We start from the raw sequence: 13,723 nt of genomic DNA, 5'->3' as shown, positions 1-13,723 counted from the left end.
GGAAGTACGATTCCCGGCGTGAGTGCGACCGCCGACGTCTCCGCCGCCTGGCAGGCGTATCAGCGCATGCGCCTGCAACTCAACGGCCGGATCAGCCGTGAGCTCTACCGCTCCACCGGGCTGTCCGAGGCCGACTTCGACATCCTGTTCCTCCTGGAGGAATCACCGGGCGGCACCGCGCGCTCGATCGCCCTGCGCTGCGGCCTGGAGTGGGAGAAGTCACGGCTGTCCCACCAGCTGCGCCGGATGCAGGGCCGCGGGCTGATCACCAAGACCGCCGACGCGGTGGTGGAGCTCACCGACAAGGGCCGTGAGCAGATCGCCGCCGCCCGGGCCTGTCACGGCGCCGCGGTCCGCCGCTACTTCGGCGACGTGCTGACCGATGACCAGCTCGCCACGCTGACCGCGATCTCCGACCAGGTGGTGGCCCGGCTGACGGACGACTCCGCCCGGGACCACGCGCACGCGCGGCCCCGGGCGGAAGCCTGACCTACGGCTGACTGCGCGGGCTGTCCGGCGCCAGCGTGTCGATGAACTCGTGCGGGCTGTGCACCTCGACGGTCCGGCGGGCGGCGTCGGCCTCGGCCGCCAGCGCCTTGGCCGCACCGGCCGGGTCGACCCCGGCCCGCTTCGCGGCGGCGACGACCTGGTTGTAGGCGCCCTCGGCGAACGCGTACGCGGCCCGGTAGTCGTGCCGCGCGAACGCCTTGGTCGACAGGCCCAGCAGCACGTCGGCCGCGCGCAGCTGCACCTTCGCCCGCGACGCCCGCGGCGAGGCCAGCACGTCGGCGGCCAGCCGGTTGGCGGCCTCGTGGTACGCCGCCGTCAGGAACCGGTCGCTGTTGTCCCGGTCGAACTGGCTGAAGTCCCAGTTGACGTCGATGTAGCTCATCATCGAGTTGCTCTCGTCGCCGGCGTTGGCGAACAGGAAGCGGCCCGCCGGCTCGTAGTCCACCCCGGTCTCGCTGTCGTAGCCGTCGTGCGGGTGGCTCATGCCCAGGTGGTGGCCGACCTCGTGGATCTGGGTGGTGGTCAGGCCGTACCCGGAGGCGACGACCTCCGGCGAGATGAAGCTGAAGACCCCGGTCTGGGTGCCGTCGACGTAGTTGTCGTCGGCGAAGCCCAGCGCCGGCACGTCCACGCCCTCACCGACGGCGTAGTTGAACAGCGGGATCTCGTAGTCGACCCGGCCGGCGTCGTCCTTGGTGCGTTCCAGGTTCGCCCAGTTGTAGAGGTACAGGTTGGCGAACGCCGGGTAACCCGAGTCGGGGTAGCAGCTGGTGTCGGTGAGCACCCCGAGGTAGCACTCCTCGGCCTTGGCGTCGTACGGCAGGTCCTGGTTGTCGAAGTCCAGCCGGTTGCGCCAGCGCAGCTCGGCGAGCTCGTCGACCAGCAGCTCGGGGGTGATGTACCGCTCGGACGCGTCGACGCCGGGCCAGCCCTCGTAGGTGTTGCTGTCGATGTTGAGCGACTTGGGCGGTGCCGGCGTGGGCAGCTCGACCGGGTAGAGCGGAGACGACGTCATCAGCAGGTTGATCGCGACGTAGCGGGTGATCAGTGAGAGGTCACCGGCCAGGGCCCCGGGCGCTCGGAAGCCGCCCGCGGTGTACTCCCAGGTCGGGGGCATCCGGTAGTCGACCTCGCCGTCACCGTCGAGGTCCGGGTTGTCGACGTCGTAGTTGCTGGTCCAGGACTCGGGACCGGCGGACAGGTCGTGGAACCAGACCCGCCGGGTGCTGCCCAGACCGGTCTCCTCGTCGTCGGCGGTGGTGCCGCCCCAGGCGATGACCTTGCGGCTGTCCCGCTCCTGGCCGAAGTCGTAGCCGGTGTCGGGATCCGGTTCGCCGGTCTTGGTGTAGACGTGGAACTTGAAATCGGAGCGCCCGTACCAGTTGATGAAGAAGATCGTGTTGCGCCGGGTGTCGACCCCGGCGGGCGGGTGGTACGCGAGCCACTTCTCCACGCTGGGCGCGTCGATGGCGTGGTTGGCCGTGATGTCCTTGACGTTGTTCGCCTGCTCGTTGTAGGCCGTCTGGTACTCCGTCAGCGGCGCGGGCTTGGCCAGCTTGCCCAGCTGCTTGAAGAACTTGTCCTCGTACGACCGGCTGCCGTAGCTGACCTTGTAGTCGTAGGTGTAGGTGATGCCCAGCTTCTCGGTCTGGCCGTAGACCAGCCGGTAGCGGACGAGGGGTTCGTACTTCTTCGGCAGGCCGGACAGGTAGGCGGCCCGGCCGACCTGATCCGGCTCGTAGCCGAGGAAGACCACGTTGACCGGCACCTTCTCGGTCAGCCGGGGCTGGCCTCCGGGGTGCAGGTAGGCGTACGAGGATTTCGGTGCGGCGCCCGCTGCTCCCGCGGACGCACCCACCATCGCCGTAATAAGCGCAACGACGAGCGCGGCTCTCCGTCTCATGTGGTCACGCTGCCACTCCGCGGACACCGGGTAAAGATTTACGCAGGTAAAGGCATGGATACGTTGGTGCCACGGTTACCGGGTTTCACCGGGCCCAGGTTCTAAGCTCTTCCGGTGGCGAAGTATTTCGACGTACATCCGGACAATCCGCAGGCCCGGTCCATCTCCCAGGTGGTCCGCATCCTGCAGGACGACGGGCTGATCGCTTATCCGACCGACTCCTGTTACGCCCTGGGCTGCCGGATCGGCAACGCCAAGGGCCTCGACCGGATCCGCGACATCCGCCATCTGGGCAGCGACCACCACTTCACCCTGGTCTGCCGCGACTTCGCCCAGCTCGGCCAGTTCGTGCACATCAACAACGCGGTCTTCCGGGCGGTCAAGGCCGCCACCCCCGGCAGCTACACCTTCATCCTGCCGGCCACCCGGGAGGTCCCGCGGCGGCTGATGCACCCCAAGAAGAAGACCGTCGGGGTACGCATCCCGGAGAACACGGTGACCAGCGCGATCCTCGCCGAGCTGGGCGAGCCGCTGCTCTCCAGCACCCTGCTGCTGCCGGGCGACGAGGAGCCGCTCACCCAGGGCTGGGAGATCAAGGAACGGCTCGACCACGTGGTGGACGCGGTGATCGACTCCGGTGAGTGCGGCACGGTCCCGACCACCGTCATCGACCTGTCCGGCGGCGAGCCGGAGATCCTGCGGGTCGGCGCGGGCGACCCGACGCGCTTCGAATAACGGTGGCGGCCGCCCATAGGCTGGTAGGTACCACGCTCCGACGGAGGAACTGACGATGTATCTGCCCGTGCCGGCCCAGGTCGATCTGGGTGCGCTGGACCACGACGTGCTGCATTTCTGGCAGGCCGAGAGTGTGTTCCACCGCAGCCTCGAGCAGTCCGCGGGCCGGCGTGAGTGGATTTTCTACGAGGGCCCGCCCACCGCGAACGGCATGCCCGGCACGCACCACATCGAGAGCCGGGTCTTCAAGGACGTCTTCCCGCGGTACAAGACGATGAAGGGCTTCCACGTCGCCCGCAAGGCCGGCTGGGACTGCCACGGCCTGCCGGTCGAGCTCGCGGTGGAGAAGGAGCTCGGCTTCACCGGCAAGCAGGACATCGAGGCGTACGGCATCGCCGAGTTCAACGCCCGCTGCCGCGCCTCGGTGACCCGGCACACGGACGCGTTCGCCGAGCTCACCCGGCGGATGGGCTACTGGGTCGACATGGACGACGCGTACCGGACCATGGATCCGGGCTACATCGAGTCGGTCTGGTGGTCGCTGCAGCGGATCTTCGACAAGGGCCTGCTGGTCGAGGACTTCCGGGTGGCGCCCTGGTGCCCGCGGGACCAGACCGCCCTGTCCGACCACGAGCTGGCCCAGGGCTACGAGCAGGACGTCGACCCGTCGGTCTACGTGCGTTTCCCGCTGACCTCGGGCCCGTTCGCGGGGCAGGCCTCGCTGCTGGTCTGGACCACGACGCCCTGGACGCTGGTCTCCAACACCGCCGTCGCGGTCAACCCGGACGTCACCTATGTGGTGGCGACCGACGGCAATGAGCAGCTCGTCGTCGCTTCGGACCTGCTCGCCGAGGTGCTCGGCGCGGCCTGGACGGTGGTGGCCACCCTCGGCGGCAAGGAGCTCGAACGCTGGACCTACCGGCCGCCGTTCGACCTGGTCGAGGTGCCGGACGCGCACATCGTGATCCTGGCGTCGTACGTGACCACCGACAGCGGCACCGGCCTGGTGCACCAGTCGCCCGCCTTCGGCGCGGACGACCTGGCCAGCTGCCGGGCCTACGGGCTGCCGATGGTCAATCCGGTACGGCCCGACGGCACGTTCGCGCCGGAGGTGCCGCTGGTCGGTGGCGTGTTCTTCAAGACCGCGGACGCGACGCTGGTGACCGACCTGCAGAGCCGCGGCCTGCTGTTCCGCGAGACCCCGTACGAGCACAGCTACCCGCACTGCTGGCGTTGCCACACGCCACTGATCTACTACGCGCAGCCGTCCTGGTACGTGCGCACCACCGCCGTCCGCGATCAGCTGCTGCGCGAGAACGAGCGCACCAACTGGCAGCCCGCGACGATCAAGCACGGCCGGTACGGCGACTGGCTGACCAACAACGTCGACTGGGCGCTCTCCCGGCAGCGCTACTGGGGCACCCCGCTGCCCATCTGGCGCTGCCCGGAAGGCCACCTGACCTGCATCGGTTCCCTGCAGGAGCTGAGCGAGCGCACCGGCGAGGACCTGTCCGCGCTGGAACCGCACCGGCCGTTCATCGACGCGGTGACCTTCGCCTGCGAGTGCGGCGCCACCGCCACCCGGGTGCCGGATGTCATCGACGCCTGGTACGACTCCGGCGCGATGCCGTTCGCCCAGTTCGGCTACCCGTACCGCAACAAGGAGCTGTTCGAGCGCAGCTATCCGGCGCAGTTCATCTCCGAGGCGATCGACCAGACCCGCGGCTGGTTCTACACCCTGATGGCGATCGGCACGCTGGTGTTCGACCGGTCCGCGTACGAGAACGTGGTCTGCCTGGGGCACATCGTGGCCGAGGACGGCCGCAAGATGTCCAAGCACCTGGGCAACATCCTCGAGCCGTTGCCGCTGCTGGAACGGCACGGTGCCGACGCCGTGCGGTGGTTCATGGCCGCGGTCGGCTCGCCGTGGTCCTCGCGCCGGGTCGGGCACACCACCCTGCAGGAGGTGGTCCGCAAGACCCTGCTGACGTACTGGAACACGGCCGCTTTCCAGGCGCTGTACGGGCGTACCGCCGGCTGGACGCCGTCGGAGTCGGACCCGGCGCCGGCCGACCGCCCGGTGCTGGACCGCTGGGTCCTGTCCGAGCTGCACACGCTGGCCCGGGACGTGGACGCGGCGCTGGCCGCCTTCGACACCCACGAGGCCGGCAAGCTGCTCGCCGCGTTCATCGACGACCTGTCCAACTGGTACGTGCGCCGCAGCCGCCGCCGCTTCTGGCGCGGTGACCCGGCCGCGCTGGCCACGCTGCACGAGGCGCTGGCGACCGTGACGCTGCTCATGGCGCCGATCACGCCGTTCATCACCGAGCGGATCTGGCAGGACATGGTCGTGCCGGTCACGCCGACCGCCGCGCCTTCGGTGCACCTGGCCGCGTACCCGGTCGCCGACGAGTCCTTGATCGACCCGGCACTGATCGAGCAGATGGCGCTGGCCCGCCGGCTGGTCGAGCTGGGCCGCGCGGCGCGGGCCGACTCGGGCATGAAGACCCGGCAGCCGCTGTCGCGGGCGCTGGCGTCGGCGCAGGGGTTCGCCGGTCTCTCCCCCGAGCTGCTCGCCGAGATCGCGGCCGAGCTGAACGTCGGCGTCGTGCTGGCGGTCGGCGCGGCCGGCGACTCGCTGGTGGACACCACGGCGAAGGCCAACTTCCGGCCGCTGGGCAAGCGCTTCGGCAAGGGAGTGCAGCAGGTGGCGGCCGCCGTGGCCGCCGCCGACGCGACAGCGCTGAAGGAGTCCCTGCGCTCGACCGGCACCGCCGCAGTCATCGTCGGCGACGAGACTGTCACGCTCAGCCCCGACGAGGTGATCATCACCGAGACGCCTCGGGAGGGCTGGGCGGTCGCCGCGGAGGGCGGCGCGACCCTCGCCCTGGATCTGCACCTGACGCCGGAGCTGCGCCGGGCCGGCCTGGCCCGCGACGCGATCCGGCTGATCCAGGAGGCTCGCAAGACCAGCGGCCTGGAGGTCTCCGACCGGATCGCGCTGCGCTACGCGGCCACCGATGACGACACAGCGGCCGCGCTGGAAGAGCACGCGCAGCTGGTCTCCGACGAGGTGCTGGCCACGGACTACGCCCCCGGTGAGGCGTCCTGGGCCGAGGCCGTCCCGTTCCGCGAGGAGGCGATGGGTCTCACCTTCTGGCTCCGGAAGGCCTGATGCCGGCGGCCAGGTTGCTGCGCGCGCTCGCCGCCCTCGCGTTGGTCGGCGCCTGCGCGTCGGCGCCCACCAACGCCTGGACGGAGCTGTCGCTGCCCGGCCCCGGCACGCGGCTGCTGCGGGACGCGATCGCGTGCGGCGAGCACTGGTACGTCGTCGGCGGCCGCGCCGGGGCCGACGGCGAGACCAGCCCGGCCGCCTGGGACAGCACGGACGGCCGGAGCTGGCGCAGCCTCACGCTGACCCCGCTGCCCGGCAGCTACTACGGCCCGCGCAGCGTCCTGTACGCCGTGGGCTGCGCGAACGGCCGGATCGCGGCGGTCGGCTCGCGCAGCGGCGGCGCGCACGGCAATCCGCGGACCAGCACCTGGTATCAGCGCCCGGACGGCTCACTCGCCGAGGCGGCGGCACCCTTCGAGACGTACGGCGGTGACACGGCGGTCGACGTCGGCCGGATCACGGGCGGCCGGGCGGGCTTCCTGATCGCCGGCAACCGGACCAGCGGCGCGGCGGCCTGGCTCTCCCCGGACGGCACGCGCTTCCGCCTCTTCGAGAACGCTCCCGGCCTGGCCCGGGCCTTCGCGCGGGACGGCGCTGTCCTTGATGGACGGTTTCTGCTCGTCGGTAGCTCCGGCAACGCACCCGCCGCGTGGAGCTCGGTCGACGGCAGCTCGTGGCAGCGCGCGGATGTACCGGACGAGGACGGCTACGACGAGCTGCAACGCGTGGTCCGGCTGGGTGACCAGCTGATCGCGGTCGGACCGCGTGGTGACACCTTCGGCGCGTGGCAGGGCCCGGACTGGACGGCGGTCGGCCGCTTCGGCAAGCCCGACGCCGCCGGCGTACGGTCACTGACCGTGTCAGCCGGACGGTTGTACGCGGTCGCCGGCGGACTGTGGCGCTCCGTCGACGGCGGCCGGTCCTGGGTGACCGTCACGACACCGCGGGGCGCGAGCCCGCTGTCCGCCGTGGCCGGCCACGACGGCGACGTCCTGCTGGTCGCCGGCGATCGGGTCTGGCTGGCTCACGGGGTGTGACACGTACCCTTGGACCGGCCGCGCCCGGTCAGCGGGCTGGCTCCAGCCGGAAACGGTTGACGATCACTCGCAGGTCGTCGGACATCTCCGCCAGCTGACCGGCGGCCCGGTTGGCCTCGATGACGTTGCTCATCTCGTTGGTGGTCACAGTCTGCTCCTCGACCGCGGAGGCGATGGTGGTCCGGAACTCTGCTGGGACAGATCCCCTCGGCGACCGCCTCCAGCACCGAGGACACCCGGCGCGGGCGCGGCTCGGCCTGCTCAGACGTGCGGCGGCATTCTGCTCGGCGCAGTGGGCACCCGGGCGGCCCTGCTGCCGGCCGCACTCATCGGCGGCATCGGCTGGGCCGTGGCGCTGCTTGCCGCAACCGCCACCATCCGGGGCAGTGCCCGCACCGTCGCGCGGGCCGCCGTCGGACGGGTCCCGACTTCGTGCACCTGGGCGCGGGTCAGCAGGGTCACGCCGGCCGCCGCGACCACCGCGCTGACCAGGGCGACCGCCGCCCCGAGCAGCCCACCGGTGATCTGCTCCCCCAGCAGCACCAGACCGATGGTCGCCGCCGCGACCGGATTGGTGAGCGTGCTCACCGCCAGCGGCGCGCCCAGCCCGTCACGATAGGAACGCTGCGTGAACAACGTCCCAGCCGTCGACAGCACAGCGATCGCAAGCGCCGCGACGGCGACCGTCGGGTTGAGCAGCGCACCGAACCCGTCGTCCGTGACGTGCACCGCGACGGTCTGGGTCAGGGCCGACGAGACGCCGAACGACACCCCGGCCGCAGCCGCCGTCCACAGGCCCGAAGCGCCGGGCACCGCGCCCCACCCGCCCAGCGCGGTCAGCAGCGCCGCCGTGACCAGCAACAAGCCGACGAGCTGGGATGTGGTCAGCACCGCGATGCCGCTGGTCGTACCGGCCAGCAGCAGGATGCCGATCAGTCCGGCCACCGTCAGCCCGATGCCCCGGCCCTCGATCCGGGTGACCGCCCGCCGGGCCAGCATCGCCGCGAGCGGCACCGCCAGCACCAGAGTCAGCACCCCGAACGGCTGGACCAGCGACAACGGGCCGTAGCGCAGCGCAACCACGTGCAGAGCCGCGCCGACCCCGTTGAGAGCGATCGCCGCCCACCACAACGGCATCCCGAGCAGCACGCCGAGCGGTTGCTGCGCCAGCCGCGCCTGCAGCACGGCCGCGGCCGCATAACCCGCCGCTGACGCGACGCAGAGCAGGACCGCGAGAACGAGCGCGCTCACGGCTGGTCACCCGGACGGACCAGACCACTCTGGTACGCGATGACGACCAGTTGCGCCCGGTCCCGGACACCGAGCTTGCCCATGGCCCGGTTGATGTGCGTCTTCACGGTCAGCGGCGACAGGTACAGCCGCTCGGCGATCTCGTCGTTCGACAGCCCGTACGCCACCAGCGCCAGCACCTCCCGTTCCCGGTCGGTGAGCCCGCCCAGCTCCAGGGCGGCCGGCAGCGCACTCGGCACCGGCTGGCTCAGGAAGCGGCTGACCAGCCCACGCGTGGCGGCGGGCGACAGCAACGCCTCACCGGCGGCGACGACCCGGATGGCGTGCAGCAGATCGGCGGGATCGACATGCTTGCCGAGGAAGCCGCTGGCCCCGGCCCGGAGGGCGAGCACGACGTTGTCGTCGTTCTCGAAAGTCGTCAGGACGAGCACCCGTACGCCGGCCAGGTCCTCGGCGGCGGCGATCCGGCGGGTGGCCTCGATGCCGTCCATGTCCGGCATCCGGATGTCCATGAGCACGACGTCGGCGCGGGCGGAACGAGCGAGCTCAACAGCCTCACGACCGGTGCCGGCCTCACCGACGACCTCGACCTCGGGGTCAGGCTCGACGAACATCCGGAACCCGGCCCGGATCAGCGGCTGGTCGTCGACCAGCAGAACCCGGATCGTCATGACAGCACCTGCTCGCCGTCGACAGCCCTCGCGTTCAGCCGCTCTGCGTGGTCGCGGGGCGGGAGGTCAGCGCTGGGGAGATCGGCGTGGACCGTGAAACGGCCGTTGGCGTCCGGACCCACGGTCAGCGCTCCCCCGGTCGAGGCGGCGCGCTCCCGCATGCCGATGATGCCGTAGCCCGAGCCGGACCGCGGGACGTCCGGCCGGACCTGGTTGGTGATGTCCAGCGTCACCCCGTCGGCGGTGTAGGCCACGGTGAGCCGGGCGGTGCCGTCGCCGTACTTCTGGGCGTTGGTCAATGCTTCCTGGGCGATCCGGTACGCCGCGAGATCGACCAGCGCGGGCAGCTCCCGGGCCTCGCCGAGGCGGCGGTGGTCGACCCGCAGGCCGGCTGCGGCCAGGTCGTCGAGCAGGCCGGACAGCCGGGCCAGACCACGGGTCGGTTCGGTGGCCGGCGCCTCGCCCCCGTCCAGGTCGTCGGAGCTGCGCAGCAGGCCGACCACCGAGGCGATCTCCTTCAGCACCGCGTCCGAGGAGCGGCTGATGTGGTCCAGCGCCGGGGCGACCTGCTCCGGACGCAGGTGCAGGATGTGCTTGGCCCCGGTGGCCTGCACCTTGATGACCGCGATGTGGTGGGCCACGACGTCGTGCAGCTCACGGGCGATCCGTACGCGTTCCTCGACGACCTGCCGCCGGGCCTCCTCGTCGCGGCTCTGCTCGGCCCGCCGGGCGCGTTCCTCGACCTCGGCCACGTACGCCCGCCGGCTGCCGGTCGCGTCGCCGACCGCGGTGGCCATGCCGATCCAGGCCAGCGCGCCGAGATTTTCCGGGGCGTACCAGCTGCCGCCGGCCCAGATCACTCCGCTCAGGCAGACGACCGCCCCGAGGCACACGGCGGTGAGCCACGCGGTGCGCCGGTCGGCCCACGCGGCGTGCGTGAAGAAGAGCAGGACCAGGGCGATCATCAGCATCGGCTGCCGGTCACCCTGCTCGATGGTGAACAGGATCGTGGCGAACGTGGTGAGGATCAGACCGGCCACGGTGTACCGGCGGCGGAAGGTGATCGCCACGAAGCCGATGGTTGCGGCGATCATGTCGGCGGTGCCCAGCATGCGGGGCTCCTCGCCGTGCCCGCCGCGGCGCACGGCCAGGATCACCGGCACCACCACGGCGAGGGCCAGGGCTGCGTCGCAGAGCTGCGGGTGCCGGCGTACGGCCTGCCACGCCCGTGTCTCACGCACCTCGCCCAACTCCATGACGATCACGTTACGCGTGGACCTGCCTGCGAAGCGTCGTCCCGGCGCGGTAACAAGGTGACCTCGGATACCACGCTGGTAGTAGTCCGAGCTGCCCGCCGCCGGACGACGCCGATCACCGGTTCGCTGAACCAGGCTGGCTCACATGATCGAGGTCCACGAACTCACCAAGCGGTACGGCGCCAAGACCGCCGTCGACAACCTCACCTTCACCGTCAATCCGGGCATCGTCACCGGCTTCCTGGGCCCCAACGGCGCCGGAAAATCCACCACGATGCGGATGATCCTGGGACTGGACCGGCCGACGTCGGGCACGGCCACGATCAACGGCCGCCCGTACGCGGAGCACACCGCGCCGCTGAAGCGGGTCGGCGCGCTGCTGGACGCCAAGGCCGTGCACACCGGGCGGTCGGCGTACCACCATCTGCTGGCCATGGCCGCGACCACCGGGGTGCCGCGCACCCGGGTCGACGAAGTGATCGACATCGTCGGTCTGCACGAGGTGGCCCGCAAGCGGGCCGGCGCCTTCTCGCTCGGCATGGGTCAGCGGCTCGGCATCGCGTCGGCGCTGTTGGCCGACCCGGAGGTGCTGATCCTGGACGAGCCGGTGAACGGTCTCGACCCCGAGGGCATCCTCTGGATCCGGCACCTGATGCGGGGCCTGGCCGCGCAGGGCCGTACGGTTTTTGTCTCCTCGCACCTGATGAGCGAGATGGCGCTGACCGCCGAGCACCTGGTGGTCGTAGGTCGCGGCAAGCTGATCGCGGACGTCTCGGTGGCGGAGTTCATCGAGCAGGCCGCGCACGACTCGGTCCTGGTCCGCTCGCCGCGCGCGGTGGAACTGCACGACCTGCTGGCCGGACCGGGCGTCACGGTGCTCAGCGTGGAGCGCGGCGCCTTCGAGGTGACCGGCCTGTCCGCCGCCAAGATCGGCGAACGCGCGGCGAATGCCGGCATCGCCCTGCACGAACTGACCGTGCAGCGGCCGTCGCTGGAAGAGGCGTTCATGGAGCTGACGAGGGACGCCGTGGAATACCAGACCGTAGGAGCAGCAGCATGAGCACCGCGACCCTGTCCCCCGAAACGGCCCCGATCGTCGCCCCGGCGGCGGTGTCCAACCTCAAAGTGACGCAGGGCCGGGTGATCCGCTCGGAATGGATCAAGTTCTGGTCGCTGCGCTCGACGCTGATCACGCTGGCCACCGCGGTCGCGCTGCTGATCGGCATCGGCCTGCTCGCCTCGTCGATGCTGAACTCCGGAGCGGCGACCGGGCCGGGCCCGGAACCGGGAGAGCTCGGCCCGGTCGACGCGAGCCTGGCCGGCATCACGTTCGCCCAGCTGGCGTTCGGAACCCTGGGCGTGCTGTTCATGGCGAGCGAGTACAGCACCGGGATGATCCGGTCGTCGCTCACCGCCGTACCGAAAAGGTTGCCGGTCCTCTGGGCCAAGATCGCGGTTTTCGCAGTCGTGGTCTTGGTGATCGGCCTGGCGGCGTCGGCAGTCGCCTTCACCGGCGGGCAGGCCCTGATCGGCGACGGCGCGGCGTCCTGGTCCGACGCGGGTGTGGTGCGGGCGGTGGTGGGTTCTGCGGTGATCCTGGCCGGGTCGGGGGTGCTGGGCCTGGCGCTGGGTGCGCTGCTGCGGTCCACGCCGGCGGCCATCAGCACCCTGTTCGGGGCGATGTTCCTGCTCAGCGGGGTTGCGCAGCTGCTGTTGCCGGAGTCCTGGCGGGACAACGTCGTGCAGTATCTGCCGTCGGATGCGGGTAGCGCGTTCACGTCGGTCAGTCAGGGGGCGGATGCGCTGTCGCCTTGGGTGGGGCTCGGGGTGTTCGTGGCTTACGTCGGGGCTGTGGTTGTGGGTGGGGCTTGGCGGTTGAAGCGCGCCGATGCGTGATGAGGCTTTCGGCTTCGCGTCGCGTGCTGGTCAAGCTCCGGGATTCGCGTCGGCGGTCGGCGGCGGTTCGGATGCGCCGCCCGCCGGCAGCCGGGTCAGCCCGCAGCCCGGATGCGCCGCCCGCCGGCCGCCGGTTTAGCCGCAGCCCGGGTGCGCCGCCCGCCGGCGGCCGGGTCAGCGGTGGCCCGGATGCCCGGCCCGCCTGGGCCGGGGTCGGCGGATGTCCAGCTCGGCGCCGGGTGCGGTGCCCGGCCGTGGGTTTACGCTCGGGCGATGGTTTTCGAGCAGCACGGACACACCCACCGCCTCGACTGGGTTGATCCGACCATCCGTGAATGGGACTGCACCGTCGTCTGGTCCGACCCGGCCGATCCGGACGCCGGGATCGTGCTCGACCGGTCCGCGTTCTACCCGGGCGGCGGCGGCCAGCCCCCGGACCACGGCGTCCTCATCTGGCAGGGCGTACAGACCCGGATCGTCGACACCCGCAAGGGCGACGAGCACTACCTGATCCCCGCCCCGGGCGACCCGATCCCACCCGCCGGCGCGACCGTGCGCGGCGCAGTCGACGACGACCGGCGTACCACGCTGATGCGCACCCACTCCGGCTTGCACATCCTGTGCGGCACCGTGTTCCGCGACTTCGGTGCGCTGGTCACCGGCGGGAACATGCAGCCGGGCGAGGCCCGCATGGACTTCAACCTGCCCGAGGTGCCGCCGGGCTTCAAGCAGGCCCTGGAAGACGCCGTGAACGCGGAGATCGCCGCCGACCGCAAGATCGTCGCGCGGGTGCTGCCGCGGGAGGAGGCCCTGGCGATCCCGGACCTCGTCCGCACGCAGGATGCGTTGCCACCGTTGGAGAACCCGGAGATCCGGGTGGTGGACATCGTCGGCCTGGACGTCCAGGCCGACGGCGGTACGCACGTGGCGTCAACAGCGCAGGTGGGTCGCGTTCAGGTGGTGAAGGTCGAGAGCAAGGGCCGCCAGAACCGTCGCGTCCGCATCAAGCTGGTCAGGTGATTCTGGCTTTCACCTCCCACCGCCGCCTCACATAGCCGGCGGAACCGCGGGGCGGCCGAGGCGCCGACCGCGACGGAGGGATCCCGGAAAACGAAGTCACCGCATGCCGCAGGGCGGAGTTGGTCGCCGCGGCGATCAGCGACCCGACAGCCCCCAACGCGGCCCGGCAGATCGCCGGGGCGGCCACCGCCCGCCGGTCCACCGGTAACCCGGCGGGCCGACGCATGCCGACCCGCCCAGGAGCCCAAGTTATCTGATTGAGGACGCAG

Annotated in this window: 11 protein-coding genes; 7 read left to right on the top strand and 4 right to left on the bottom strand. The window is 71.1% G+C overall.

What is annotated here, in order from left to right:
• Positions 1-18: 18 nt before the first annotated feature.
• Positions 19-489, top strand: coding sequence for a MarR family winged helix-turn-helix transcriptional regulator (locus ACZ6S4_RS26525; protein ID WP_465477504.1), 471 nt, complete (start codon positions 19-21; stop codon positions 487-489).
• 1 nt (position 490) lies between these two features.
• Here ACZ6S4_RS26525 and ACZ6S4_RS26520 read toward each other — a convergent pair whose 3' ends face one another.
• Complete coding sequence (locus ACZ6S4_RS26520) at positions 491-2,413, bottom strand: zinc metalloprotease (RefSeq protein ID WP_465477503.1); 1,923 nt, start codon at positions 2,411-2,413, stop codon at positions 491-493.
• Between the two features lie 114 nt (positions 2,414-2,527).
• Between ACZ6S4_RS26520 and ACZ6S4_RS26515 the strand changes: the two genes are divergently transcribed.
• The 3 genes from ACZ6S4_RS26515 to ACZ6S4_RS26505 are packed head-to-tail and all read left to right on the top strand — an operon-like array spanning position 2,528 to position 7,360.
• Positions 2,528-3,148, top strand: coding sequence for an L-threonylcarbamoyladenylate synthase (locus ACZ6S4_RS26515; RefSeq protein ID WP_465477502.1), 621 nt, complete (start codon positions 2,528-2,530; stop codon positions 3,146-3,148).
• A gap of 55 nt (positions 3,149-3,203) precedes the next feature.
• The gene (gene ileS / locus ACZ6S4_RS26510) at positions 3,204-6,323 is read left to right on the top strand and encodes an isoleucine--tRNA ligase (protein WP_465477501.1); all 3,120 of its coding nucleotides are present in this window, start codon (positions 3,204-3,206) and stop codon (positions 6,321-6,323) included.
• The gene (locus tag ACZ6S4_RS26505) at positions 6,323-7,360 is read left to right on the top strand and encodes a WD40/YVTN/BNR-like repeat-containing protein (RefSeq protein ID WP_465477500.1); all 1,038 of its coding nucleotides are present in this window, start codon (positions 6,323-6,325) and stop codon (positions 7,358-7,360) included. Before ileS ends, ACZ6S4_RS26505 begins: the two co-directional genes overlap by 1 nt.
• A gap of 261 nt (positions 7,361-7,621) precedes the next feature.
• On the opposite strand, the gene ACZ6S4_RS26500 is transcribed toward ACZ6S4_RS26505, so the two are convergent.
• The 3 genes from ACZ6S4_RS26500 to ACZ6S4_RS26490 are packed head-to-tail and all read right to left on the bottom strand — an operon-like array spanning position 7,622 to position 10,538.
• On the bottom strand, positions 7,622-8,611 hold the full coding sequence (locus tag ACZ6S4_RS26500) for a DMT family protein (RefSeq protein WP_465477499.1): 990 nt from the start codon (positions 8,609-8,611) through the stop codon (positions 7,622-7,624).
• Positions 8,608-9,282 (bottom strand): response regulator, encoded by a 675-nt coding sequence (locus tag ACZ6S4_RS26495; protein ID WP_433724411.1) that lies wholly within the window; start codon positions 9,280-9,282, stop codon positions 8,608-8,610. The genes ACZ6S4_RS26500 and ACZ6S4_RS26495 overlap by 4 nt, the downstream gene beginning before the upstream one ends.
• A complete protein-coding gene (locus ACZ6S4_RS26490; RefSeq protein WP_465477498.1) occupies positions 9,279-10,538 on the bottom strand; it encodes a sensor histidine kinase in 1,260 nt (419 codons plus the stop codon). The genes ACZ6S4_RS26495 and ACZ6S4_RS26490 overlap by 4 nt, the downstream gene beginning before the upstream one ends.
• Positions 10,539-10,683: 145 nt before the next feature.
• On the opposite strand from ACZ6S4_RS26490, the gene ACZ6S4_RS26485 reads away from it, so the two are divergent.
• The 3 genes from ACZ6S4_RS26485 (at position 10,684) to ACZ6S4_RS26475 (ending at position 13,454) form a co-directional block, all read left to right on the top strand.
• Complete coding sequence (locus tag ACZ6S4_RS26485; RefSeq protein WP_465477497.1) at positions 10,684-11,598, top strand: ATP-binding cassette domain-containing protein; 915 nt, start codon at positions 10,684-10,686, stop codon at positions 11,596-11,598.
• The gene (locus ACZ6S4_RS26480) at positions 11,595-12,434 is read left to right on the top strand and encodes an ABC transporter permease (protein WP_465477496.1); all 840 of its coding nucleotides are present in this window, start codon (positions 11,595-11,597) and stop codon (positions 12,432-12,434) included. The genes ACZ6S4_RS26485 and ACZ6S4_RS26480 overlap by 4 nt, the downstream gene beginning before the upstream one ends.
• Positions 12,435-12,707: 273 nt before the next feature.
• Positions 12,708-13,454: an alanyl-tRNA editing protein gene (locus tag ACZ6S4_RS26475; protein WP_465477495.1), complete on the top strand. Its 747-nt coding sequence runs from the start codon at positions 12,708-12,710 to the stop codon at positions 13,452-13,454.
• Positions 13,455-13,723: the final 269 nt, after the last annotated feature.

The organism is Actinoplanes sp. NPDC051405 (assembly GCF_055586185.1).
Note: the sequence above shows the minus strand (reverse complement) of the source record. Positions and strands in the feature narration are given on the sequence as shown.